This window comes from Bartonella sp. AP331QHHD, from assembly GCF_042195905.1.
Classification (GTDB): domain Bacteria; phylum Pseudomonadota; class Alphaproteobacteria; order Rhizobiales; family Rhizobiaceae; genus Bartonella.
This window is the reverse complement of sequence record NZ_JBHIPG010000007.1, coordinates 125,893-151,761: the sequence shown is the minus strand read 5'-3', so window position 1 is coordinate 151,761 and position 25,869 is coordinate 125,893. Positions and strand designations below refer to the sequence as shown.

The 25,869-nt window shown below is 39.1% G+C and carries 18 protein-coding genes and 2 pseudogenes; 11 read left to right on the top strand and 9 right to left on the bottom strand.

Annotated elements, in window-relative coordinates:
- Positions 1 to 535 precede the first annotated feature (535 nt).
- The gene (locus tag ACFIMS_RS00895; RefSeq protein WP_375696292.1) at positions 536 to 5,245 is read right to left on the bottom strand and encodes an NAD-glutamate dehydrogenase; all 4,710 of its coding nucleotides are present in this window, start codon (positions 5,243 to 5,245) and stop codon (positions 536 to 538) included.
- A 266-nt stretch (positions 5,246 to 5,511) separates the two neighbouring features.
- Here ACFIMS_RS00895 and ACFIMS_RS00890 point away from each other — a divergent pair, with 266 nt between their 5' ends.
- From ACFIMS_RS00890 to rpsP, 4 genes and pseudogenes are all read left to right on the top strand, one after another.
- A complete protein-coding gene (locus ACFIMS_RS00890) occupies positions 5,512 to 6,168 on the top strand; it encodes a carbonic anhydrase (RefSeq protein ID WP_375612226.1) in 657 nt (218 codons plus the stop codon).
- Positions 6,169 to 6,398: 230 nt separating this feature from the next.
- Positions 6,399 to 7,967, top strand: a complete 1,569-nt coding sequence (ffh, locus tag ACFIMS_RS00885) for a signal recognition particle protein (protein WP_375696299.1) — start codon at positions 6,399 to 6,401, stop codon at positions 7,965 to 7,967.
- Between the two features lie 24 nt (positions 7,968 to 7,991).
- Positions 7,992 to 8,320 (top strand): annotated as a pseudogene (locus ACFIMS_RS00880) (chorismate mutase).
- A gap of 16 nt (positions 8,321 to 8,336) precedes the next feature.
- Positions 8,337 to 8,711, top strand: coding sequence for a 30S ribosomal protein S16 (gene rpsP, locus ACFIMS_RS00875; RefSeq protein ID WP_375612227.1), 375 nt, complete (start codon positions 8,337 to 8,339; stop codon positions 8,709 to 8,711).
- 136 nt (positions 8,712 to 8,847) lie between these two features.
- On the opposite strand, the gene ACFIMS_RS00870 is transcribed toward rpsP, so the two are convergent.
- Complete coding sequence (locus tag ACFIMS_RS00870; protein WP_273790074.1) at positions 8,848 to 9,063, bottom strand: DUF1674 domain-containing protein; 216 nt, start codon at positions 9,061 to 9,063, stop codon at positions 8,848 to 8,850.
- An 83-nt stretch (positions 9,064 to 9,146) separates the two neighbouring features.
- On the opposite strand from ACFIMS_RS00870, the gene htpX reads away from it, so the two are divergent.
- The 3 genes from htpX to ACFIMS_RS00855 all read left to right on the top strand — a co-directional run bounded on the left by htpX (position 9,147) and on the right by ACFIMS_RS00855 (position 13,415).
- Entirely contained in the window at positions 9,147 to 10,193 is a 1,047-nt protein-coding gene (gene htpX, locus ACFIMS_RS00865) for a zinc metalloprotease HtpX (RefSeq protein WP_375638440.1), read from the top strand.
- A gap of 47 nt (positions 10,194 to 10,240) precedes the next feature.
- A complete protein-coding gene (locus ACFIMS_RS00860) occupies positions 10,241 to 11,605 on the top strand; it encodes an RsmB/NOP family class I SAM-dependent RNA methyltransferase (RefSeq protein ID WP_375696291.1) in 1,365 nt (454 codons plus the stop codon).
- Positions 11,606 to 11,669: 64 nt separating this feature from the next.
- Positions 11,670 to 13,415, top strand: coding sequence for a heparinase II/III family protein (locus ACFIMS_RS00855; RefSeq protein WP_375696290.1), 1,746 nt, complete (start codon positions 11,670 to 11,672; stop codon positions 13,413 to 13,415).
- 926 nt (positions 13,416 to 14,341) lie between these two features.
- On the opposite strand, the gene ACFIMS_RS00850 is transcribed toward ACFIMS_RS00855, so the two are convergent.
- The 3 genes from ACFIMS_RS00850 to ACFIMS_RS00840 all read right to left on the bottom strand — a co-directional run bounded on the left by ACFIMS_RS00850 (position 14,342) and on the right by ACFIMS_RS00840 (position 17,962).
- Positions 14,342 to 14,494, bottom strand: a complete 153-nt coding sequence (locus ACFIMS_RS00850; protein ID WP_273790070.1) for a DUF1127 domain-containing protein — start codon at positions 14,492 to 14,494, stop codon at positions 14,342 to 14,344.
- A gap of 346 nt (positions 14,495 to 14,840) precedes the next feature.
- On the bottom strand, positions 14,841 to 16,460 hold the full coding sequence (gene purH / locus ACFIMS_RS00845; protein WP_375638442.1) for a bifunctional phosphoribosylaminoimidazolecarboxamide formyltransferase/IMP cyclohydrolase: 1,620 nt from the start codon (positions 16,458 to 16,460) through the stop codon (positions 14,841 to 14,843).
- A 719-nt stretch (positions 16,461 to 17,179) separates the two neighbouring features.
- A complete protein-coding gene (locus tag ACFIMS_RS00840) occupies positions 17,180 to 17,962 on the bottom strand; it encodes an SURF1 family protein (protein WP_375612234.1) in 783 nt (260 codons plus the stop codon).
- A 296-nt stretch (positions 17,963 to 18,258) separates the two neighbouring features.
- Between ACFIMS_RS00840 and rpmB the strand changes: the two genes are divergently transcribed.
- The 3 genes and pseudogenes from rpmB to ACFIMS_RS00825 form a co-directional block, all read left to right on the top strand.
- Positions 18,259 to 18,576 carry a 50S ribosomal protein L28 gene (rpmB, locus tag ACFIMS_RS00835; RefSeq protein ID WP_375612235.1) on the top strand — a complete coding sequence of 106 codons (318 nt, stop codon included), beginning with the start codon at positions 18,259 to 18,261 and terminating at the stop codon, positions 18,574 to 18,576.
- 119 nt (positions 18,577 to 18,695) lie between these two features.
- Complete coding sequence (locus tag ACFIMS_RS00830) at positions 18,696 to 19,379, top strand: VUT family protein (protein WP_375612236.1); 684 nt, start codon at positions 18,696 to 18,698, stop codon at positions 19,377 to 19,379.
- A gap of 1,190 nt (positions 19,380 to 20,569) precedes the next feature.
- Positions 20,570 to 20,719: pseudogene (locus tag ACFIMS_RS00825) on the top strand (HaeIII family restriction endonuclease); the annotation flags it as partial.
- 49 nt (positions 20,720 to 20,768) lie between these two features.
- Here ACFIMS_RS00825 and cobT read toward each other — a convergent pair.
- The 3 genes from cobT to ACFIMS_RS00810 all read right to left on the bottom strand — a co-directional run bounded on the left by cobT (position 20,769) and on the right by ACFIMS_RS00810 (position 24,482).
- Positions 20,769 to 22,664, bottom strand: coding sequence for a cobaltochelatase subunit CobT (gene cobT / locus ACFIMS_RS00820; RefSeq protein WP_375696289.1), 1,896 nt, complete (start codon positions 22,662 to 22,664; stop codon positions 20,769 to 20,771).
- 14 nt (positions 22,665 to 22,678) lie between these two features.
- Positions 22,679 to 23,659, bottom strand: a complete 981-nt coding sequence (cobS, locus tag ACFIMS_RS00815) for a cobaltochelatase subunit CobS (protein ID WP_375608469.1) — start codon at positions 23,657 to 23,659, stop codon at positions 22,679 to 22,681.
- A 202-nt stretch (positions 23,660 to 23,861) separates the two neighbouring features.
- Positions 23,862 to 24,482 (bottom strand): J domain-containing protein, encoded by a 621-nt coding sequence (locus ACFIMS_RS00810; RefSeq protein ID WP_375696288.1) that lies wholly within the window; start codon positions 24,480 to 24,482, stop codon positions 23,862 to 23,864.
- Between the two features lie 124 nt (positions 24,483 to 24,606).
- Between ACFIMS_RS00810 and ACFIMS_RS00805 the strand changes: the two genes are divergently transcribed.
- Positions 24,607 to 24,879: a BolA family protein gene (locus tag ACFIMS_RS00805; protein WP_375612716.1), complete on the top strand. Its 273-nt coding sequence runs from the start codon at positions 24,607 to 24,609 to the stop codon at positions 24,877 to 24,879.
- 18 nt (positions 24,880 to 24,897) lie between these two features.
- Here ACFIMS_RS00805 and ACFIMS_RS00800 read toward each other — a convergent pair whose 3' ends face one another.
- A complete protein-coding gene (locus ACFIMS_RS00800; protein ID WP_375653380.1) occupies positions 24,898 to 25,866 on the bottom strand; it encodes a tyrosine recombinase XerC in 969 nt (322 codons plus the stop codon).
- Between the last annotated feature and the right edge of the window lie 3 nt (positions 25,867 to 25,869).

Below are 25,869 nucleotides of genomic sequence, written 5' to 3'. Positions count from 1 at the left end.
AGGGGCATTTTTAGTCCTTTCTTTACTGTTTTTATCTATTCGGCTTTCCCATTTGCAATATGCAAGGGGAAATGGGGTTAATTAATTGAATATAAATAGATTTTAAATGAGACAAATTTAGAATATCAGTTATCATAAAAATGATAAAATTATGATTGTAAATCAATATATTATATTTTTATGATGAAGGATATTTGACAGTAAAATTTGAATTTATTTTTTATTTTGAGTGTTCTGTCTAAAAATGCGGGATAGGGTTTCCGTTCTTCCCTTGCTGATTAGTCACGGATGGATAGAACAGAGCAAAAGCTTAGCTGTTTTGTACTGCTTTTAAGTCTGAAAGTTTATGTTTTAGGGTGAAAAATCAATCCTGTTGTTTTTTTGAAATTGTTGCAAACAATTCTATTATGATAGATAGCGAGATTTTTATTTTTGGAACCTTGCCTAAAAATGCAAACTCCCGCTCTCTATTTTTGTTAGTTTGTTGTGGTGGTGGGATAGAACGGGAGATTGAGTGGGTCATTTTGTATTTACTTTAGGTTTGAAAGCCAATATTTTGAAGCTGAGAAATCAATCCTGCTGCAAAAGTAAAACGAGAAATATTGAGATCATTTTCAATAAGGGCGCTAATGCGGTTTGTAATGTTGTGAATATGATCTTCTTCTGTTTTTTTCCAAGTGTCAAAAGGATCTTTTTTCTTTCCATAATTTTTGAGAATTTTCATAACGATTTGCCGAAAGCTTTCAGAAACATTTTCTTTGGCTTGGCTTAAAGCCATACTATCATAATAATCTACTACAGGGATTATACGAATTGCTTCGTTAATACGGTTTATACGAATGATTTGCGCAAGTGAAAAGTAGATCTCTGCGGTTTTAATAAGATCACTGTTGCTTTTTTTTGCAATTAAAGAAATATCACAGATTGTTGAAGCAGCTTCCAAGAGAGCTAATTGTTTCGCTAATGCTTTTGGTGCTCCCTCTTCGCTGTAGTGTAATGCTTTTTCTTCAATCTTTTGCTTAATATCGTTGTCGTGAGAATGCATAAGCTCTTTTTCAATAATGCTACGGGCTTGCTTTATTGTTTTTACAATTTCTTCTAATGGACGTGAGAGATCTATGTTATGCAAACCCCAATTGGTTGTTTCAAAGAGCATTGGGGTCATTGTTGCGTAGAATTTATTTTGGACAAGACCGGGTATTTTATTATCAAGCTTATCAATTTGCTCAGACAATTGAGGAATTTCGAAACCATCGCGGATGGCAATAAAAACGCGAATAATATTTTCAGTCTTTTGTTCTGTTGCATCGTGTAGTCTATTAACAAAAGTGGGGCCTCCACGATTTACAATATCGTTGGCAATCAGCGTTGCGATAATATTACGACGCAATTGATGGTTAATAACTTCCTTCTTAAAATTTTCTTGAATTTGGGTTGGAAAATAGTTCAGCAGGGCTGTATTGAAATAGTGATCATCAACAATGGGGCTATTAGCAATTTCTTCTTTTAAGGTCAATTTAGCATAGGCAAAAATAACGGCGAGTTCTGGACGGAGAAGACCTTTGCCTTGGGTTGTTCTTTGTCGTAAAATTTGCTCATCAGGGAGTATTTCAACTCTGCGATCTAGAAGCTTTTTTTGTTCCAAATCGTGCATAAAGCGTATTTGATAGGGCAAATCAGTAGTGCTTTGGTTTTCCGCCAAAGAAAGCGCAAGGGGTTGTAGATAATTGTTGCGCAAGACGAGTTGCTCGACTTGAGGCGTCATTTTTTTCAAGAGCTTATTGCGATCTTCGCGGGTTAACGTTTTGGCACGTAGTGCTGATGCAAGAACAATTTTGAGATTGACCTCAATATCAGAACAATTCACACCAGCAGAATTGTCAATGGCATCCGTATTGCATCGACCACCATTTAAGACATATTCAATCCGTCCACGTTGTGTAACACCAAGATTAGCTCCTTCACCAATAATTTTTGCACGCACTTGTTCTCCGGTAATGCGTATTGCATCATTTGCTCGATCACCTACTTGGGCATCGTTTTCTGTTGCAGCACGGATATAAGTACCAATGCCACCGAACCATAAAAGATCAACAGGGGCTTTGAGAAGAGCAGAGATAATTTCAAAGGGTGTTCCTGTTTGTTTTTCGAAACCAATGGCTTGTGCTGCTTCAGGTGAGAGAGTAATGGTTTTTTCTTTTCGTGAGAAGATGCCACCGCCCTTTGATAATTTGGTTTTATCGTAATCCTGCCAGCTTGAGCGAGGCAGTTTGAAGAGACGCGTACGCTCTACATAGCTTTCGTCTATGTTCGGATCTGGATCAATAAAGATATCGCGGTGATCAAAAGCGGCAATCAATTTTGTTTGTTTGGAAAGCAGCATCCCATTGCCAAAAACATCACCAGACATGTCTCCAACACCGACACAGGTGAAGGGCGTTGTTTGAATATCGTGATTAAATGACTCTCTAAAATGTCTTTTGACGGCTTCCCATGCACCTTTAGCTGTAATAGCAATGTCTTTGTGGTCGTAACCTGCTGAGCCTCCAGAGGCAAAAGCATCATCAAGCCAAAAGTGGTTTGCTTGGCTGATGGCGTTGGCTGTATCAGAAAAAGTTGCTGTTCCTTTGTCTGCCGCAACAACAAAATAGGGGTCAGGGTCATCATGACAGATGACATTGTGGGGAGAACTTATTTTGCCGTTAATCAGATTGTCTGTAATGGAGAGCAAAGCTGTTATAAAGTCTGTATAAGCTTGTCGTGCTGCTTCTATGATGACAGCACGGTCATTTGTTTGGGGAAGCCGATGGGGATAGAATCCACCTTTTGCACCTGCAGGAACGATAACCGCATTTTTAACTTGTTGGGCTTTGACTAAGCTAAGCACTTCGGTGCGATAATCTAATGCACGGTCAGACCAACGAATTCCGCCACGAGCGATAGGTCCAAAACGCAAATGGACCCCTTCAACTTCTGGTCCATAAACAAAAATTTCTCGGTAAGGGCGCGGTTCAGGCAAACCTTCAATCTGGCGCGGATTTAATTTGGTGGCTAAAATACGCCGTGGACTTCCATCAGGAAGAGGCGTAAAGGCATTCGTTCGTAAACTCGCCTCGATAAGGTTACAATAACGGCGTAAAATGAGATCATCATCTAAACCAGAGACTTTCCGTAATTTTTCTTCAATGCGCTTTTGAATGACTTGTTGGTTTTTTTCCCGTTCTTTTTCTGTATGGCTTTGATGAAATCTTAAATGAAATAAAGCATAAAGATCTTGGGTAATGTCAGGATAAGCATTTAAAGTTTGGGCAACGCGATCTTGCGAATAAGGAATTCCAGCTTGTTGGAGATAGCGCCCATAATGGCGCAAAATAACAATTTCATGCCAATCAAGCTCAGCTGTTTGGGTGAGAGCATTAAAGCCGTCATTATCAGCATTTTGTGCCCAAATGGCTTCAAAGGTTTCGGCGTGTTTTTGACCGTCTTTTTCAAAATCGATACAGTGTTGGAAAGTACTTTCTAGCTGCATATCATGAAGATACACAGAGCGCCCATTGCCATCTGGTAATTCAAGGGTTTGTTCAGCAATAACGCGAAACCCCATGTTTTCAAGGAGTGGTACACGTTTGGAAAGGGCAAGTGCTTCATGGCGGTGAAAAAGCCGAAGAGAAATGCACTGTTTTTCTTTGTTTTGTGCGTGATAAAAGATCACGAAAAGGGGCTTTTCATCATGAAGACTTAGAATATGTCCGGCATCGTTAATAGCGTCTTCAGCTGAAAATAAATCACGATAGCTGTTGGGGAATTCACTGGCTAGACGTGTTTGTTGCTCTGTTATTTTCTTGTTAAGAGCGATGGCTTGAACCCTGTCTTCCCAACTTCGTGCAATCGAACGTACATGTTGTTCAAGTGTGGAGCGCTCATGAAGGGGAACAGTTTCGTTTCCTTTGCGATGGATGATATAATAGACACGTATAAGGGTGCTTTCCAAAAATAGCGGATAAGATTCAAAAAAGTCACCTTTATAAAGCTCAACAAAATGTTCGCCAACTTTTTCACGCAGGCTGCTGCTATATTGGTCACGCGGTACGTAGACAAGGATAGAAACAAAGCGTCCAAAAGAATCAGTGTGGGCAAGAACTCGTAAACGTGGGCGCTCATCTAATTGTAGAATAAGCTTAGTGTTTTCTGTCAATGTATCAACATCAGAGCGAAACATTTCATCTCTTGGATAGGTTTCTAAAGCACTGATGAGTGCTTTACCTGAATAATCGGCGTGATTGTGTCCAAGACGTTGAATAATAGTTCGGGCTTTTTCTTTTAAGAAAGGAATTTGCAAAATAGAACGTGTATAAGCTGAGGAGGTAAAAAGCCCTACAATGCGTAATTCTCCACAGAGTTGGTTTTCTTTATCAAAGATTTTAAGACCAATATAATCGAGCCAAACAGAACGGTGAATTTTGGAGCGGCTGTTCGCTTTTGTCACGATAAACAGATTATCGCTTTCCATGAAGGATAAAACTTCTTGAGGAGGTTCTTTCATGCTTTTATCGTCAACAATATGAATAGAAGCATCCGTGAGTATACCAAGCTCAATATTACTCGCTGTAAAGGATTTTAGGGGTTTTTGGTCTTTGATGAAGTTGTAAGTGCGCATACCAAGGAAAATGAAATTATCATCCATTAGCCAGTGAAGAAATTCAATAGCTTTTTCGCCTTCTTGTTTGTAGTGTGGGGGAAGACTTATTTGGTAGGCATGAATCTGCTTTTCAACTTCTTCAAGCATAGGTTTCCAGTCTTGTACAGCAGCATTAACCTGTTCAAGAACTAAGGTGAGTTCATTTTCAAGTTTTTGTATTTGCTGTTTGTTTAATGACTCGATGTGAATTTGCATCAGACTGATGCGTTTTCCAGAAGCACAATCAATAATGGGGTGTGCAATCAAATAGATATGGTTTTTGTGTTGATTAAAAACATTTAAAATAGAATCCAGAAGGAAGGGTTTGTTATCATTGACAAGCGTGATAACGGTTATAGGTCTGTTACTGCGGGTTAAATTTTGCTCAAAGCAGATGGTATTTTTTCCCGTCTGATGGAGATTAAAAGCTTTTACCGCGATGGCTGTGGCTTTTTGAAGTTCTTCATTTTCGTAATAAGCAATATCTTCTTTATCGGTTTGGGCAAAAAGGATTTGTTCTATTTTATCTTGGGTGTTTTTTGTCTCTGTTTTTTTTTGTTGCAACACATTCACTCTCCCTTTTTGCTCTTAAGGGGTCTTTATTAAAAGCAGACCATTATATTTTTTATATACTGTAACACCTTCTTTCTAAAGAAAATAGCTCTTTATTTGGAAAGAATGAGTTTGTTTTTGCTATTTTTTAGTAATATTTTGTACTTTAAAGAAATATTTTGCTTCAAGGAAAGGGCACTTTTAGTATTTTTGTATGTTAATAGTTTGTTTTTTAAAATATACAAAATGAAAGTAAAAAAAGAAGCAAAAGTAAAGAGAGAATGGCGCATTTACCAGAAAGACTTTTAAGTGGTTACCAAAACTTTATAAACAATCATTTTTTATATAAAATAGCAGATTATCAGCAATTGGCGATTGAGGGGCAGAAACCTGAAGTTTTGGTCATTGCTTGTTGTGATTCGCGTGCAGTACCAGAAATGATTTTTGATGCTAAGCCAGGGGAAATTTTCACCCTGCGCAACGTGGCGAATGTGGTTCCTCCTTTTTCTCCTGATGACCAATATCACGCAACATCAGCAGCTCTTGAATATGCTGTGCAATTGCTTGAGGTGAGACATATTGTCGTTTTTGGTCATGCCCATTGTGGAGGCATTCGTACTGCTCTTAATGAGACATATAAATCTTTATTATCAAATGATTTTATCGGTCAATGGATAAGTCTCTTAGCACCAGCAGCAGAAATCGTTTTGAATAATAAGTCGTTGTCTTGGCCAGAAAAACAGACGGCATTAGAGCAGCTTTCTATTCGCCATTCGTTGAGAAATTTAGAGACGTTTCCGTGGATAAAGCTTCGCAAAGATCAAGGTTTTTTGACATTGCATGGTGTTTGGTTTGATATCTCTAGCGGAAAATTATGGAGCATGGAACAGGAAACAGGTTGTTTTATGCGTGTTGAAGTTGAAAGTTTTGAAGTATAGTATTTGTTGTTTTTATTTCTTCGTATAAAAAGATATTTTATGATAAAACTTGACAAAGCTGGGGTTTTATTGTTTGAAGGAGCAAGCTTTCAGTGACAAAATTAACTTGGAGCCACCGACTGAGACCCCAGTTTAAGGGTATAAAGAGATCTCAGAGGTCAACATCCGACGGCGCGATGCGTTCTCGGATGCTATTTTGGTTTGTTTGTTATGCAACAATGAGGTAAATGATGTTTGAATCCTTGCAAGAGCGACTTGGTTCTATCCTGTCTCATTTGACGGGACGTGGCGCTTTATCGGATCAGGATGTTGTAGAGGCGCTGCGTGAAATTCGTCGCGCTTTATTGGAAGCTGATGTTGCTCTTGATGTTGTGCGCTCTTTTACCGATAGAGTTCGGGAAAAAGCTGTTGGGGCCGAAATCGTTAAATCAATTAAACCAGGCCAAATGGTGGTTAAAATTGTTCATGATGAATTGGTTCATATTCTTGGAAGTGAAAGCGTTCTGAGTGATTTAAATGCACCAGCTCCAGTTGTTATCATGATGACTGGTTTGCAAGGTTCGGGAAAAACAACCACAACAGCAAAGCTTGCAAAACGTTTTACTGATAAGCACAATAAAAAAGTTCTCATGGCGTCATTAGATACACGCCGTCCCGCTGCACAGGAGCAATTGCGCCAATTGGGAGAACAGGCAAAACTTGCAAGCTTGCCTATTATTGCGGGTCAGCTGCCCGTTGATATTGCATCACGTGCCGTACAGGCTGCTAAATTGGGTGGTTATGACGTGCTTCTTCTTGACACAGCAGGACGTAATCATATTGATGAAGCTTTGATGCTCGAATTGGCTGAAATTAAAGCATGTTCCCTTCCTCATGAGATTATGTTGGTGGCTGATAGTTTGACGGGGCAAGATGCCGTTCATCTTGCTCGTTCTTTTGATGAGCGTGTCGGGATTACGGGGATTATTTTAACACGGATGGATAGTGATGGGCGTGGTGGCGCTGCTCTTTCTATGCGTGCTGTTACAGGTAAACCAATTAAAGCAATTGGAACTGGTGAAAAAATAGATGCTTTAGAAGAATTTCATCCCAGTCGTATTGCTGATCGTATTCTCGGAATGGGGGATATTGTCTCTTTGGTTGAAAAAGCTGCTGAAACAATGGATCACGAGAAAGCTGCTGCTTTTGCAAAAAAAATGCAAGCCGGAAAATTTGATCTGAATGATCTTGCAGAACAGTTGCAGAAAATGAAAAAACTGGGTGGAATGGGCGGTATTATGGGCATGTTGCCAGGAATGGGGAAGGTCAAAGAGCAGATTGCGGCTGCGGGGTTTGATGATCGTTTGTTTGATCGTCAATTGGCCATTATTTCATCTATGACACCCAAAGAGCGGGCGAATCCAGAGCTTTTAAAACATAGCCGCAAACAACGAATTGCTAAGGGGTCTGGTACGACAGCGGCTGATATTAATAAACTTTTGAAGATGTATCGCCAAATGGCTGATATGATGAAAGCCATGGGTGGTAAAGGAAAAAGTGGTTTTATGGGAAAAATGTTGGGAGGCCTTGGTTCCAAAATGGGTTTTGGTGGTGTGGGAAACTTGGGAGGGGATTCTCCAGCTATACCGGATTTGTCGGGATTGGATCCAAAGCAATTCTCAATGCTTCAAAAGCAAATTGAAAATGGTAATGGAGGGAAGCTCTTGCCCGGACTTCCTAAGCGTGGACCTACATTTCCTGGTCTTTCCAATGGCATTGTCGATGGGGGAAATTTTCCTCAGCATCCTAAGAAAAAATAAGATGTAAAGAGGGAAAGGAATATAATGCAGGAAACAGTATTAAACGAATTGGCACATTTACGAGCATCCATTGATAATTTTGATGCAACCTTGATTCATATCTTAGCAGAGCGGTTTCGTTGTACGAAAGCTGTTGGGCGCTTAAAAGCCCGTTATGATTTGCCTAAAGTAGATCCTCTGCGTGAGCAATATCAGGTAGCGCGTTTGCGGCAATTGGCTATAGATAGTCATCTTGATCCTGATTTTGCTGAAAGATTTTTAAAATTTATTATTAAAGAAGTTGTGAGTCATCATGAAGTTATTGCTGAAGAGCAAAAAACAAAAAAGTCAATTTAAACGAAAGCCAGAGCTGACAATAGGAGATAAAATATGGCATTGAAAATTCGTTTGTCCCGTGGAGGTTCAAAAAAACGTCCTTACTATCATATCGTCGTTGCAGATGTTCGTAGTCCGCGCGATGGGCGGTTTCTTGAACGTGTTGGTGCATGGGATCCAATGTTGCCTAAAGATGGACCGAGGGTGAAACTTAATGAAGAACGTATCCAATATTGGCTTGGGCAAGGGGCTCAACCAACAGATCGCGTTTTACGGTTTTTAGATGCAGCTGGCTTGAAAAAGCGTCCAACTCGTAATAATCCACATAAAGGTGAACCGGGTAAAAAAGCACAAGAACGTATAGCAGCAGCAAAGCAAGCGGCAGAAGAAGCAGCTGCAGCGGCTGAAGCAGAATCTGCTACAGCATAAGAAGCATGGTTGTTTAATCAACGTGTTTTTAAAAGCTTTAGAAAAATAAATATTATCCGTTTTTGTCTATCAAAAACGGATTTTCATTAAAAAGCTGCTTGTTTAAATTGCGCCGTTTTTTTTTAAATCAATGGTTTTAAAAATCAATGGCGCGGCCTTTAATTTCCCAGTCTCCATAGCGGGAAGGGTCTTTGCCGCCGCGTCCGCCGTTTTCTAAAGGTTGTTCCTTTTTTGCTGCGCGTTTTCGTCTTTCTTCAGCTTCTTTAAGGGCGCGTTGTGCTGCGGGAGAAAGAGATTGCTGTTTAACGACAGTTGCATTTTTTTTGCTTGTTTTCTCATCTTTTTTATTCATTTTACACCTATTCCATTGAAGAAGCAGAAAGAAAACACCATCATATAGTATTGATTGACTTTTATCATGGAGTTTTTTGAGTAATGAATATAATGCGTACAGCTATGCTTTTGGCTTTTTTAACTGCTCTCTTTATGGGAGTTGGTTATCTTGTTGGAGGGGGCGGTGGCATGGTCATTGCTCTTTTGATGGCAAGTGGTTTAAACTTTTTTTCTTATTGGAATTCAGATAAAATCGTTTTACGCATGTACGGGGCGCGTGAAGTTGATCAGCATTCAGCACCAGTTTATTATAAGATTGTAAGCGATTTAGCTAAAAAAGCTTCTCTTCCTCAACCAAAGGTTTATGTTATTGAGAATGCACAGCCAAATGCTTTTGCGACGGGACGTAATCCGCAAAATGCAGCTGTTGCTGCAAGTACTGGGTTGTTAGAGCGGTTAAGCGCTGAGGAAATTGCCGGCGTTATGGCGCATGAGCTCGCACATATTGAGCATCGTGATACGTTAACAATGACTCTAACCGCAACGATTGCAGGGGCAATTTCGATGCTTGGTAATTTTGCTTTCTTTATGGGAGGACAGCGTAATTCTTCAGAAGATTCTCATGGCGCTGGGGCAATTGGAGGATTTATTGCATTGCTCGTGGCGCCTTTTGCAGCGATGCTGGTGCAAATGGCGATTAGCCGTACACGGGAATATGCTGCGGATCGTAGAGGGGCTGAAATATGTGGTAATCCTTTATGGTTGGCTTCGGCATTGCGTAAGATTGCTGATGGAGGACGTGGGGTATATAATGAAGAAGCAGAGCATAATCCAGCAACCGCGCATCTGTTTATTATTAATCCTTTGAGCGGTGAGGGAGCGGATAGTCTTTTTTCGACACATCCAGCAACTGCAAATCGTATCGCTGCTCTTTATCAGCAAGCAGAAGAGATGAAAGGGGCTCTTGCCAAAAGTGTGGGATGGAATAAAGAAGACGCTATACATGAAAAAAGCAGCGGGATGAACTATGGAGATTTTCATAGTGGTCAGGCTCATGCATTAGGTGAGCAAGAAAACAGTTCTTTTCAGCGTGTTACAAAACGTCCTTCTTGGCTTCGTTATGAAAATTCAAAAAGATCTCGTTCATAGAATTATTGAGAGAGCTCTTGAGAAAACTGTGATATAAAGGTGGTGTTTTGAAACACAAAAAAGCGGGGCATGTGTCTGAAAAAAATGTTCCAGGATTAGCTGTTCGACAGGTGTGTGTGCGTCTTTTGGGAGCGGTAGTTGATAAGTACACGCCTCTGTCTGGTTTGACGGATAATGAACACGGACATCCACAATATTTGAAGCTTTCACAACGAGATCGTTTGTTATGTCGGGCTATTTTAACAGCTTCATTGCGTCATCGAGGGCAGATTATGGCGGCTCTCTCACGCTTTTTGGCGCGTCCTTTGCCTTCACAAGCACTTTCACTTCAGCATCTTTTGCATATCAGTGTTGCACAAATTCTTTATCTTGATATTCCCGATCATGCGGCTATTGATTTAGCTGTGCGTGTGGCGAAACTTGATCCTCGAATGCGCCGTTTTTCAGGGGTGGTGAATGCTCTTTTGCGCAATGTTGCACGTGAGGCAGAGCCTTTACGCCAACAAGTTCCTACCATTGAAGGTGTGCCAGCGTGGTTTGGACAGCTTTTAATATCAGCTTATGGAACAGAAAAGGTACATCAGATTATCGCAATTCAAAGTGTGGAACCTCCTTTCGATTTGACAGTGAAATCTGATAGTGGTGGATGGGCTGAAAGACTTGGCGGTGTTGTGTTGCCTAATGGCTCTGTTCGATTGAATCGTCTGGAGTGTTCTGTTTCTGATTTACCAGGCTATTGTGAAGGAGCTTGGTGGGTTCAAGATTTTGCCGCAGCCTTGCCTGCTTGTTTACTTGGGAATATTCGGGGTAAACGCGTTGCTGATCTTTGTGCAAGCCCTGGGGGGAAAACAGCACAATTGGCTTTGCAGGGGGCAGAAGTGACAGCAATTGAGCTTTCTGCTAACCGCATAAAGCGTTTAAAAGAAAATATGGAGCGGCTTCATTTTTCAGTTCATATTTGGCAGGGCGATGTGAAAAATTTCCATTCAACACAGCTTTTTGATGCGGTTCTTCTTGATGCTCCTTGTTCTTCTACAGGAACAATCCGTCGTCATCCAGATATTTTATGGACGAAGTCGAGGGAGGATATCATCAAGTTAGCAGCGTTGCAATATGAGTTGCTTGTCGCTGCAATTGCCTTGGTAAAGGAGGGGGGGCGGATTGTTTTTTCCAATTGTTCATTGGCAAGAGAAGAAGGTGAAGATCTTATTGAGAAAATTTTATCGATACGCAATGACATTGTTTTAGACCCTATTTATCCAGAGGAAATGGGAGCACTGGAACATTTGCTTTGTGGGGGGATGTTACGGACAACGCCTGCGGATTTTTGTCATAAAAATTTTGATGCTGAGAAAACCGTATTTTTAGGAATGGATGGTTTTTTTGCTGCGCGCTTACGAAAAATTGCTTAATTAACGCTTCATTTACAAAAATGGTCGAAATTGTATTTGATTCAGCATAAATGGAGATGAAATTTTGGTGGTTGCGGTAAAAGCTCCTCAGGTAAAAGTGGCAGCCTGTATCGATACGATACAGAATGTTATGCGGCGTTTATGGGTTGGACCATTGTTTCGTTGGCGATTTTCAGGGTTTCGTCCTCATAAAATTTTAGCGCATCCCATGGATTTGCATGTAGCTGATCCGATGATGGCGCATGAATTTTATCATGGTCGTTTTGCTTTTGCTGGTCACATTGTTCATTCTGGTGCTGTTTCGCCGTTTTCATTGGTTCCACCAACGCTAGAATGGGAAGCGGCTCTACATGATTTTCATTGGTTGCGCCATATGGAGGCAGCAGGAAGTGATTTAGCTTCTGCACATGCACGCTCTCTTTTAGAAGACTGGTTTGACCATGCTGGTAAGAAGGTAAAAGGGCTTGCTTGGAGTGATCCTGTTGTGGCGCGGCGCTTGATTTCATGGATTTGTCATTCGAAAATGTTGTTAGAAGGGGCAAGTGAACGGTTTGAAAAACGCTTTTTACGTGCACTTGGTTTGCAATTTCGTTATTTGCGCGTAACAGTTTGTAGTATGGAGCACAATGATCAACGTTTACAAGCAGCAGTGGCTTTGACATTCGCATCTCTTGCTTTGCCTGTTTCAGCGGCAGTGAAAAAAAAGGTACAAACCACACTTATAGAGGAGCTTTCCCGTCAAATCCTAGTTGATGGTGGGCATATTTCCCGTAGTCCTGTTATTTTGCTGAATTTGTTATCGGATTTATTGTCGTTACGGCATCTTTTTATGCGTAGCAATGAAACAGCACCCCGTATTTTGATTGATTCTGTTGAGCGTATGTTGCCAGCTTTACGATTCTTTATCCATGAGGATCAAACGTTGGCCCATTTTAATGGGGTTGGTCCCCTTGTATCGGAACGGTTATCATCACTTTTGGAGCTTGATGAAACAGGAGGACATCCTTTTAGTTATGCCCGTTATTCAGGATTTCAGCGCTTAAAAGCCAATCAAACAACAGTGCTTGCAGATACAGGAAAGTTTCCACCTCGCTCTGTAGCACAGCAGGCTTGTTCGGGGTGTTTGTCTTTTGAAATGTCTTCACAAGGGCACCGTTTTATTATCAATGCCGGTGTTAATCCTGATGGGCGGGAAGAGTATCGACATTTAGGGCGTGTTACTGCAGCACATTCAACAGCTACGCTTAATGATTGTTCAGTGGGTGCTTTTTATCATAAAAAGAAAAATGGCGCGCCATTTTTGTTTGATGGACCAACAGATGTTCAAGTGTGCCGTATAGAGGATTCAGAGAAGACAGGTTTTATTGCGAGTCATAATGGTTATGTGCGACCCTTTAATCTTATTCATGAGCGTGGTCTTATTTTGGCGACAAATGGAGATACGATCGAAGGTTTTGATCGCTTTTTTATGCCAAATAAAGGGAGAAAGAGACACAAGAGTGTGCAAAATGAACAAAATTATGTTGCTGTTCGGTTTCATCTTCATCCACAAGTTGAAGTTAACTATGATGGCAAACGTGTGTGTTTAGCCGTAAAGAACGAGAACGTGAAGAGTGAACAAATATGGTATTTTATATCGCCTGACGCAGATATTTGTCTTGAAGATTCGATTGATTTTGCAGAATTAACAGGTCCACAACGGACACAACAGATTGTTTTATATTTTCGTCCTGCATTTCAGGAAAAAGTTCGTTGGCGTTTTATCCGTAAAGCGTTTAATAAAAAATTAGAACATTGTTCCAACCCATAGTATATTGCGTTTTATTTTGCGTGTCGCAAAACATTATTGTTTATTGTGGTAATATTCTCAAAATTTGAAGATCATATCAATTTTATACACGAAGCATTTTTTGGGAGTATGGGTTGGATGTTTTTAGGCAAGGTTTGCTCATAGAATCTCATGAGGTGATGCTAAAGGAATTGGCTTCAGAAAAAAAGGTTTTTGAAAGACCATTGTTGACAGATGAGTACTAGTTAAGGATTTTGATCCTTTAAAGATATAGAGAGAAAATTAAGTCGTTCTTATCTTCGATAAATTTTTAAGTGTGCTGTTGGGATCAATATTTCTCTCTGAGAGAGTTGCATTAATAGGATTACGTTCTTCACGAAAAACAGAGCGCTATTGTATTGTATATTCACGAACTTATTTTAAAGAAAAATTCCTTAACGCTTCCAAGCTATTTTGCGACGATGCCCGTGATGGGTATAACGGTAAATCCATTAAGCCCCCCCCATCTTTATGCTTATGAAGGAGCAGTTCGGCACTATCACACTATTGATCAGTGCCCAATGTTTGTAACAAGCTCTTGGCACTAGAGATAGTTCATAAGAGGCATTTTTAGCCTTTTCTTAATAGCTTTTATCCATACAGCTCTCCCCGCGCTTGTAACGTGCAGGCGAATGGTTTTGGTTGATTCAACATACACAGATTTGAAATGGAAGAATTTTACGGTATTCGGGGTTCTAATTTAATATGAATAACGCTAAATTATTATTACAAATCAAATGTTGTACATCACAGAAGCATTGAAAATTCGAGAAACAATACATAACAATGGCCGAGAAAAATAACTCTTCTGCTCTTTGTTATTATACTAAAAATGAAGTTATAATAACAAACCACAAAATGCGCGCTTTTTTATAGCAAAGCATTCTCTCAAATATCTTAAACAATTTTCATAAAGATTTACGCGAATAACGTCGTGCAATTGAATCAATATCACCTCGACAAATTCCAAGATCACTAAGTTCATATGTTGAAAGACGACTTAACGCATTAACGGTTCGACGATAACGGCGCCAATTACTATAAAAACGTAGAATATTCATATCCCCTACTCAAACTTTTCATTACACTCTTTAGTTTAAGAATAGAGTATATTACTAAAAAGAGTTGTGTTATAATATCATAGCAGGTATGCATCTACATACAAGATAATGTCCCTTTAACATTTTCCTCATGCGAAAGGGTAACCATTAAAAATATCAACAAGAACATCTTATCCCTAACCAATGGCTAAATTATGTGCATTTTCTGCGGTGATAAACTTCTTCACGTGTAGCTTCTTTGGATTGAATAACTGCTTCCATTTCAACAGTTATCAATAGTCATACGATAATTATGAAAAATTCCTTGAAACATTTGTCTCATACGAAAAGAAAAGCAGCAAAATTATTAATGGCGGAAGTGACGTGTTCCTGTAAAAACCATCGCTAACCCCTGTGCATCAGCAGCGGCGATAACTTCTTCATCACGCATGGAGCCTCCTGGTTGAATAACTGCTGTTGCTCCTGCTTCAGCTGCTGCTAATAAACCATCAGCAAAAGGAAAAAATGCATCTGATGCAACAACAGATCCTTTTGTGAGAGTTTCTGTTAAGCCTGCTCTTTGCGCACTTTCTGCTGCTTTACTTGCAGCAATTTTTGCTGAATCGATGCGGCTCATTTGTCCGGCTCCAATTCCAACTGTTGCGCTATTTTTCGCGTACACAATAGCATTTGATTTAACGTGCTTTGCTACACGAAAAGCAAATTGAAGATCACGCATTTCATCTTGAGTTGGTGCCCGCTTTGTCACTACTTGCAATTTAAGATCATCGACTACCACGTTATCACGTGATTGTACTAAAATGCCTCCTGCAAGTGTTTTCGCAAGAAGTCCTCCACAGCGTGGATCAGGAACTCCACCTGTAATGAGCAAACGAAGATTTTTTTTCTTGGCAATAATTTCACGTGCCGCCATTGTGGCATCAGGAGCAATAATCACTTCTGTGAAAATTTTAACAATTTCTTCAGCACATTCCTCATCAAGGGTTTGATTTAAAGCAACAATTCCACCAAATGCCGATACATTATCACACATAAGAGCTTTCAAATAAGCGTCTTTCAAATTTTCTCCTTCCGCAACACCACAAGGATTGGCATGTTTAATAAGAGCGACAGCAGCGGTTTTTTGCGGATCAAATTCTGCCACAAGTTCAAAGGCTGCATCTGTATCATTCAGATTGTTATAAGAAAGCGCTTTGCCTTGTAAAAGTTTTGCTGTTGCAATACCAAAACGTTTTTCATTATTGCGATAAAATGCTGCCTGTTGATGTGGATTTTCCCCATAGCGCATAACACTTTCAAGATGACCGGAAAAACTCTGCCATGATGGAGTTTCAATTTTTAAATCCCGTGCAAACCACGATGCTATTGCCGTATCATAGGCAGCGGTGTGTGCATAAGCGCGCATTGCTAGCTGATGACGCATAGATAAGCTTAAACATCCATTATGCTGCTTTAATTCAGCTAGAATCGAATCATAATCTTTTATCGCTGTTACAACACCGGTATAAGCATAATTTTTTGCCGCAGCGCGAATCATCGCCGGTCCACCGATATCAATATTTTCAAGAGTCGTTTGCCCATCAGCTCCCGAAAGGATCGTCTCTTCAAAAGGGTAAAGATTCACCACTAAAAGATCAATTCCATGAATGCTGTTCTTTTCCATAGCTTCCCTATGGTTAGGATCTTCTCTTACCCCTAACAAAGCACCATGAATCAAAGGATGGAGTGTTTTTACACGCCCATCCATTATTTCAGGAAATCCGGTAACTTCAGCAACATCTTTTACGGGTAAACCAGCTGCTATGAGGGTTTTTGCTGTTCCTCCTGTTGAAATTAATTCAACATTGTAAGTAGCATGAAGGGCTTGTGCAAAAGCAACCACACCCGTTTTATCAGACACAGAAAAGAGAACACGACGAACCCGATGAAGATCAGGTATGGGAAAATTTTTGGCAACAACACCCATAACAGAAGCCTTAAAAATGAAAGAGTTAAAATTCTAGTAAAACACGCTTATACGTTTATAGCATAAGCCTTTAGCAAAATACACTGAAAGGATAAACTGTCTTTTTAGAATATAGGATGATTCACCTTTTTCTATTATCCTGTAAAAACCTCTCATTTGAGGTGTGGTGATAGGTATAAAAGTCTCATTGAGACATTAAATATTTTTTTGTTGCTTATAACTCAATATCTCATCTTCATAGCAGTTTTGAAACAAAAAATGCATCCGTATGTTCTCTGCTATATTAGCCTTTATACTAGATGAAGGCGAAAGTATTGCGTATATCAATTGGAGTAATCTCTGAAATGGGAAATAATCTAATGAAGCAAGAATATAAAATTATAAAGGCAAAAATGAGTGCTCATCTTTCCTATCATTTTTAAATTTAACTTTATATTTTTCAAAAGCGTTTATGACAATGTTTTTTAAGAGTGAATTTTTTATAGAGTGGAGATAATGCATTGCTTCACATTTTTGGGCATTACATTTTTAATGAATAAACCCTCGTTTTATGATGATTTTTTAAAGAGTGTCGCGTAAATCTTTTGTGGATGGTATAAAGATCTATTGTATGCCTATGATCTTTATTTAACAAAGGCGCAAGTTGGTAGATTTTATTCTCTTTATCAGTTTTCAAGATTCTAAAAATTTTTGTTACTTGAGATGGAAGAGGTATTTTTTTAGTTTTTTTGCCGTAGCAGAAAAAGAAAACCTCCTAACACACCAGCAGCTAAAATAAACCACGTGATTGCATAAACGAGATGATTATTTCGAAAATGGATAATCGTAAGACCAACGACGGGAAGTTTTGCTTGTGGAGATGTTTTTCTGGCATCAATGAAATAAGGGGCAACAGTGGACAAACCAAGTTTTTGTGCCATAGCGGGGAGATCGCGCGTATACCATAAATTTTTGTCAGGATTATTTTTACGCGGGAAAAATCCATTTTTTTCACTCATGCGTAATAAACCTATAATCGTTGTTTGTTCTGTGTCCGTGGTAGAATTTTGCTGAGATAAGGCATTTGTATGCGATTGCTCTGTGTTTTGAAAATTGTTACGTTCATCCATAGGGATAAAGCCACGGTTGATAAAGATCAGTATATTATCAGCAGTTTGTAAGGGAGTCAAAACCCAATAGCCTGTAGTATTTTGAGCGGCAGCAGTGACTAAAATATTTTTATCTGTTAAAAATTTTCCTGTGATAATAACAGGTTGATATTCATATTTTTCAAAAGTAACATCTGACCATTGATTTTTTGGAGGGGCTTTTATGGGGGGTAAATGAATGCGCTGATTGGTACTGGTGATAAGATTTGTTTTCCAGTTTAACCGTTGTACTTGCCATATACCTAATGCACTGAAGAGAAGAAAAAAACAAATACATAAAGTTCCAAATAAAAAAGAAGAAAAACGGCAAGAATTTCCCTGAAGCTTTGTCATGGGGGGGTCTTTTTTGCTCATGATTTGTGCTTCCTTTCGGGACAATAGGCTTTTATTCTAACATGGTATATATTAAAAGAAACATTTTGTACGCTTTTTGGCAGAATTTGCACGCCTTATTGAGGAAAAAGATGAAAAATGAGCCAACAAGAGATGAAAAAGGTTTTATAAAAGACTTGACCTTTTGTTGTCGACCCCCTATTAGAAAGAAACTTCCCAATGATGCCCGTTCAAGGTTGCATTGCGCGTGTTTTGCGTTCATTGTGTCTTTTGGGTATGGGGATTTGAAAGTTTCTTAGAGTTTAAGGGTGAAGTTTATGTCTCGTGCATGTGAATTGACAGGGAAGACGGTTCTGTATGGTAATAATGTTAGCCATGCGAATAATAAGACTCGGCGTCGTTTTTTACCAAATCTTTGCAATGTGACATTGATTTCAGAGGTGTTACAGCAAAGTTATCGCTTGCGTATTTCAGCAAATGCATTGCGTTCTGTTGAGCACCGCGGTGGTCTTGATGGTTTTTTGATTAAAGCAGACGATAAAGAGTTGTCGCAACGTGCGCGTTTGCTAAAACGCCAAATCATTAAGAAAAAAGCTGAGCAAGAAGGTGAGCAAAAGGCTGAACAGGCAGCATAATTGTTAGCGCCATTCTTTTTGGTTTATTAATGCTTTGATTTCGGTTTTCTGTTCTAGAAGTTAAGTTTTTTGCAGGTTGATCGTTTCATTTTATTGGTTCCATATCCCAGGTTAAAAAAATGTCTTCAAGCGGTCTTTTATTAGAACAGCAAAAGAAAAGGTATGTTGTTTTTTCTATTTTTGCAATGTGCCTTGCTGTCACGGCTTCTAATATTTTAGTTCAATATCCTGTCTATTGGTTTGATTTGAATGAGCTGTTGACTTACGGGGCTTTTACCTATCCATTTGCTTTTCTAATCAATGATTTGACCAATCGTTTTTATGGTCCATCTGCTGCGCGGCGTGTGGTTTATGCTGGTTTTTTTACGGGTGTCTTTGTTTCTTGGATATTGGCGACACCACGGCTTGCACTTGCTTCTAGTTTTGCATTTTTATTTGGGCAACTCCTTGATATTGTGGTTTTTACTCCTTTGCGACGTAAAACATGGTGGAAAGCACCTTTAGCAGCAGCGTTGGTTGGTTCAGCTTTGGATACAGTGCTGTTTTTTGCTCTTGCTTTTTCTAGCTCGTTTGCTGTTTTTGATAAGATAACAGGGTATGCAGATAGTTCACTGGTGGAGAGTACTGTTTTGGGAGGGATAGGCATGCCAGTTTGGCTATCGCTTGCTTTTGGTGATTTTTCGGTAAAAATTATTATGAGTCTGTTGATGTTGATTCCTTATGGGACAATTCTTAACATCGTAAAGCTTCCTCTTTATCAATGTCATTCAAAAGATGATTCCTCTTTTGTTTGTCACAAATAAGGATTTTTGTCTTTTTGTTTTCCTGAAGCCAAGAAAATTGTACGCTATGCTTGGTGTGACACGTTAGTTATAATGGATACTTTATCATTTACCAACTTAAGTAAGAACTCCAACACAAAACGCTTTTTTATTTCAAAATTCTCTTGTGAGGAAAAGATAAAGTCATTTGTTTGAGAAGGGGCTAAATATGCTTTTACAAATGATTCAATGTGACAGAAATTGCAACTGATGTTTATTAATAGATTGATTTAAAATGATAACTTATATTTTTCATTTGAGTGAAAGAGCCCAATATCATAAAATTTTACGCGTTTTAAATACTCTTATATTGAGTTAATAAAAATCATTTGCTTGCCTATGTTATAAGAGGAATTGGCGTGCGGACAACGTCATTTGAGAAAGAAATACTTCTTATGAAGAGCTTTAATGCAATAAAAGTGCAATATTAGGCGCTGAAAGTATATTGATTTATCTTAAAAACATTGGAAACTTGAAAGTAGGATTCTGCTTTTGGCTTGTAGCTTGTAAAGTAAAGGATGATTCTGGATTTTGCATTATGCCATATATGGGCGCTGTCGTGAAATAAGCTTGGAAGCAAGGAAGAATGTTTCTTTAAAGTAGGAGTGCGGATAAGATATATAATGGTGTGTTCTTTTTCGTGAATGAAGTAATATTTTTTTTCGTGTTTTTCTTATATTTTATGGGAGTAAAGATTTCTTCTTTTATCCATGAGATGGGAGCTTATGTTGTTAGATCACCCGTGGTGAGTACTGTTTTGGGAAGGTTAGGGGACAGGTTGGCTTTCTCTTGCTTTAGCGATTTTTGCCGAAAAATTGCTATGAATCCATTTATGCCGATTCTTTTATAAAATAATTCTTAGTGTTTAAAATATCCTCTTTGGATGATTCTTCTTTTGCGTATAATAAATACAACTTTTATCTTTTTGTATTACTGAAGGTGAAAGTTTAGGTATTATATTTTCTGTGAGAGCAGCATTTTAGAGCTATGTCTAGAGGAGATACTTTTCTATATACGTGTATTTCAATATTTAAATATAATAAAATAACACAAGATCGAGACAAAAATGGGTGATTATTCAGTCTTTTAATTTGAAGGGTACTCTGGGATATGGTCGTAAATGGAAAGTTCTAAGCAAAACTTTATCAGTCGCAATATAACCAGAAAGTAAAAACAAACTCATTATAATTTTTGAAGATGGTTGGAGCATTTCTTTTAGAATTCATAATGCATCCAGAAAAGTAGAAGCTTCTTTAAAGTTCGATATTCAATTTGTGGGATTATCTTCTCAGGTTTTTAGCCATCAAATTCCGATGGTTTAATGATAGAAATAATTTTTTAAAATGTAATCGTTGTTGATTCAAGGAAGGCTTATTTCTTATAACTATGAGGACTTTTATCACTAAAAAGTACTTCTAATTGTTTTGTTATCGCGTCGGCAAGTTCTTCAGCATTCATAATTGTTACAGCACGTTGATAATAACGTGTTACGTCATGACCAATTCCAATGGCAATGAGTTCGATGGGGGAATGGGTTTGGATTTCTTGAATCACTGCACGTAAATGTTTTTCTAGATAATTGCTGGAGTTGACCGATAGTGTCGAATCGTCAACAGGAGCACCATCAGAAATGACCATAAGAATGCGACGTTGTTCACGCCGTAATAAAAGGCGTTGATGCGCCCAAATCAAAGCTTCTCCATCAATATTTTCTTTTAATAATCCTTCTTGCATCATCAAACCTAAGTTGCGTCGTGCGCGACGCCATGGGGTATCAGCACTTTTATAGATGATATGGCATAAATCATTAAGACGTCCAGGATTATGGGGTTTGTTTTGGTTAAGCCATTGTTCGCGTGATTTTCCTCCTTTCCAAGTTTTAGTGGTAAAACCTAAAATTTCAACTTTGACACCACAACGTTCAAGAGTTTGTGCCAAAATATCGGCACAACTTGCAGCAACGCTAATGGGGCGTCCGCGCATTGAGCCAGAATTATCAATGAGAAGTGAAACAACTGTGTCCCGAAATTGGGTATTACTTTCCATTTTAAAAGAAAGGGGTTGCATGGGGTCAATAATTAGACGTGGAAGCCGTGCTGTATCAAGATATCCTTCTTCAAGGTCAAATTTCCAGTTGCGATTTTGTTGCGCCATCAAGCGGCGCTGGAGACGGTTTGCTAAACGCCCAACGATGTTTTGGAGATGATTGATTTGCTTATCAAGATAACGGCGTAAGTGATCTAACTCGTTTTCAGAACAAAAATCTGTTGCTTCCAAAATTTCATCAAATTGACGGGTGAATATTTGATAATTGCCAAGTCTTTCCATTTGTTCCGAATCAGAAAAAAGGTGTTTGGGTTTGTGCGGCTTTTCTTGCCAAGGTCCATTTTTTTGCTCGCCGTCAGCTTGATCATTGTTGTTTGATTGTGTCGCTTGTGTTTTTCCGTCGTCTTGCACATCACTTTCTTGTTCAGTGCTGGTTTGTTCTTCACTTTGAGCGTGTTTTTTGTTTTTACTCTCTTCTTCTCTTTGGTCTTGAGGTTCACACGCATTTTTTAATTTTTTATTGTTTTCACTGTTAGAAGCTTCAGCTTGTTGCACTGTCATTTTGAGTGTAACAAGCATTTGGCGAACAATCTGTGCAAAAGTCTGTTGGTTGTAAATATGATGTGTAAGTTCATTAAGCTCTGCTGCGGCTTTTTGTTCGAGTTCTTGACGCCACAATTCTAAAACAGGGCCTGCTTCTTTTGGGGCAGGGCGCTTTGTTACTTTTTCACGCAATAAAAGTGCAATCGCTTCTTGGATGGGAGCCTCACTTTGGTCGCTAATCTTATGATAATGGGCTCTTTTGTATTTATCGGCGAGCATGACATCAAGATTTTTTGCAAGTCCCTCCATGGCTAAAGTACCAATTGCTTCAACACGTGTTTGTTCGAGGGCATCAAAGATAGCACGTGCTTCTGATTCTGGTGGAGAAAATTGCATGTGAATGCGGTTGTCATGCCATGCTTTGCGCAGAGCCATGGAATCACCTAGTCCGCGGGTAATAGTGATGTCTTTATTCGTTGCGTATTGAGGTAATTCTGGTAAACGCGCGCAACTTTCGCTTAAAGATGGTCGGTTATGACTAAAGGAAACTTCAAGGTTGTTTGTGCCTGCAATCGCACGCATACAGGTGGAAAGTGCTTTTTTAAAAGCTTCAGTATTAAGAGTGTTGTTTGAAGAGTCTTTTGCCGGATTTTTGTTGTCGCCAATATCGGTAGCCATGAGTGACAGATTCCTTAAGGCGAAACACCATGAATGAGTGATTCGGGAAGCTCTTGTCCAAAGGCGCGTTGATAAAATTCTGCAACAGTGGCACGTTCGAGCTCATCACATTTATTGAGAAAGGTTAATCGGAAGGCAAAGCCGACATCTTGAAAAATTGTTGTATTTTCTGCCCAAGTAATGACGGTACGTGGACTCATGACAGTTGAAAGATCTCCATTGATAAAAGATTGGCGTACCATATCAGCAACATGAACCATTTGTGAAATTATCTTTTTTCCTTCAGTCGTTTGAAAGGATTTGACCTTTGAACAAATGATATTAACCTCTTTATCATGGGGTAAATAATTGAGTATTGTAACAATAGACCAGCGGTCCATTTGAGCTTGATTAATTTGTTGGGTACCATGATAGAGACCCGTTGTATCGCCAAGACCAATGGTGTTTGCCGTTGCAAAAAGACGAAACGCTGGATGGGGAGAGATGACACGGCTTTGATCAAGTAAGCTTAGTTTTCCAGAGGTTTCAAGAACGCGTTGGATAACAAACATAACATCGGGACGCCCCGCATCATATTCGTCGAAAACAAGAGCAATATTATTTTGATAAGCCCATGGCAAAATGCCCTCTTTAAATTCAGTGATTTGTAAGCCATCTTTTAAAACGATAGCATCTTTTCCTACAAGATCGATACGACTTACATGACTATCGAGATTAATGCGAAGACAAGGCCAGTTAAGACGTGCAGCAACTTGTTCAATATGCGTTGATTTCCCTGTACCGTGATAGCCAGAAACCATTACACGGCGGTTAAAGGTAAAACCTGCGAGAATCGCTAAAGTTGTTTGCTGATCAAAAAGATAATCAGGATCGATATCAGGAACGTGGGGACTTTTTGTGCTAAAAGCAGGGACTTTCAGATCTGTTTCAATATGAAATAGATCGCGAGCACAAAGTGTAATATCGGGCAAATTTTCAACGGTAAGATTTGTCATTATGTTTCTGGAAGGGAGAGGACGCTATTTATTCATTAGAAACGATACAAGAGTTAAAGTATTTATGCAATGCTCTATAATGAGAGCCTTAGATATTGAAGAAAGATTTTTTTACGTATTCTATAATGTTTTGCAAAAAAAGTAACATTTTGCGCAAATAATGATGGTCTAAATGAAAATAGACTCATATAAGCGCATGTTTTCAGCACAAACCAGACTTTTTTAGCAAATTGTAAGCATGTAAAACATCACGAAAGCGCTCTTCTGAAGCACGATTACCACCATTGGAATCAGGATGGTGCTTTTTTACCAACTCTTTATATTTCATTTTGATGTCTTCTGCTGAAGCGTTTGCCTGTAGTCCCAGTGTATCAAAAGCTTTTGCTTCTAAGGGCTTTAATTTTCGTGAGAACTTATTGCTTGAATGCTGCCCAGTAAAAAGCGTGAAGGGATCGCGCATGCGATTTTGATAGGCAGCTGTGCCAGAGCGAATCTTTGCATAATTCGCGGCTGTTTTTTTCGATGTACCATTGCTCAGATCTGTAGGCCATGTCGGACGATGTCCTGTGAGAGCATCCTTTTGAAATTTTGCGATATCTTTATTGCTAAGACCAGAGAAGTAATTAAAATTTTTATTATAGGCGCGTACGTGTTCAATACAAAAATATAAATATTGTCCTTCGTGATTTCGACCTGCTGGTGCTTTATGGGATCCTGTTTTTTCACAACCTTCCCACTGACACTGTTGTGCTTCTGTCTCAGCTTTTTGTTTTTTATTTGAGCTTATGCGAATTGAATCGAATAATTTAGATGTTATTGTCATATTATTGGTTTATGCAAAATTGATTAATTTTACAAGAATTGACTTTTGAAAAATTTGTTTTCACACTTATTCTATTATGAAAAAGGTGTATTTTTGCACGTTCATTTTGTTTGAGGAATGAAAAATGTTTATAGAAACAATAATTCAGAGAAAGCTTCAGGATGCTTTTCATCCGCAAAAGCTTGAAGTGATTAACGAAAGTCATCTTCATGAGGGACATCCTCATAATGAACATGCTTTTGATGGTAAAGGAGAAACACATTTTCGAGTGAAAATTTTATCTTCTTCTTTTTCTAATATGACACGCGTAGAAATACATCGAGCGATTTATAAAGTTTTACAAGAAGAGTTAGCTACTTGTGTTCATGCTTTGGCACTTGAGGTTGAAACACTCTAATTTTTTGATGAGACGTTTTTAGGAACGGGGATGGGCCTTTTGATAGATTTTTAACAAATGGTCTGTATCAACGTGGGTATAGATTTGTGTGGTGGAAAGACTAGCGTGCCCAAGAAGCTCTTGAATCGTGCGCAAATCTCCCCCCCGTGATAAAAGATGGGTGGCAAAAGAATGGCGCAGTGTATGAGGCGTTGCAGTTTCTGGTAAACCAAGGCTTGCTCGTAAGTTGCGTACAGTTTTCTGAATAATGGCGGGCTGTAGGGGACCGCCTCGTGCCCCGCGAAATATGGGTTGGTTATCCACTAAAGGATATGGGCAACATTTGAGATAATTTTGTACAGCTTCGTAAACAATTTTGATGAGAGGAACAAGGCGTGTTTTGCCGCCTTTTCCTGTTATAAATAAACTTGTTTTTTCAGGATCAGAAAATTGTTCTGGTGTGAGGCTTAAGGCTTCTGATATTCGCATTCCACAGCCATAGAGAAGCATGAGGACAGCAGCATTACGAGCGCTAATCCAAGGTTCATTTTCCAGTTGATTTTCTTGTTTGACTATGTGAAGTGCTGATTTTATCGCTAAAGGTTTTGGGAGCAATTTGGGGTGTTTGGGGCTTCGGATAAGTTGAGCCGCGGGAACATTGACGATTCCTTCACGTGATAAGTATTTGAAAAAAGAACGGATGCCTGCTACTCCGCGGCTTAAAGAGCGCGCACTTACATTGTTTGTACGCCGATAAGCAAGATAAGCACGCAAGTCACTGATGCGTAAATGAGCAAGATCTGTAAGGGTTGGTGTATGGCTTAAGTGTTGACAGAGAAAAGACAAAAATTGCCGCGTATCACGTTCATAGGCTTGCACTGTTTGTGCTGACATACGACGTGTTTGGGTAAGACACTCTAACCAATTTTTCCTTGCGTTTAAAATTGCATGGTCTGCTGGAATGAGAGGAATATTTTCATCTTTTCTCTTGTCGTTTTTGATGGGCATTAT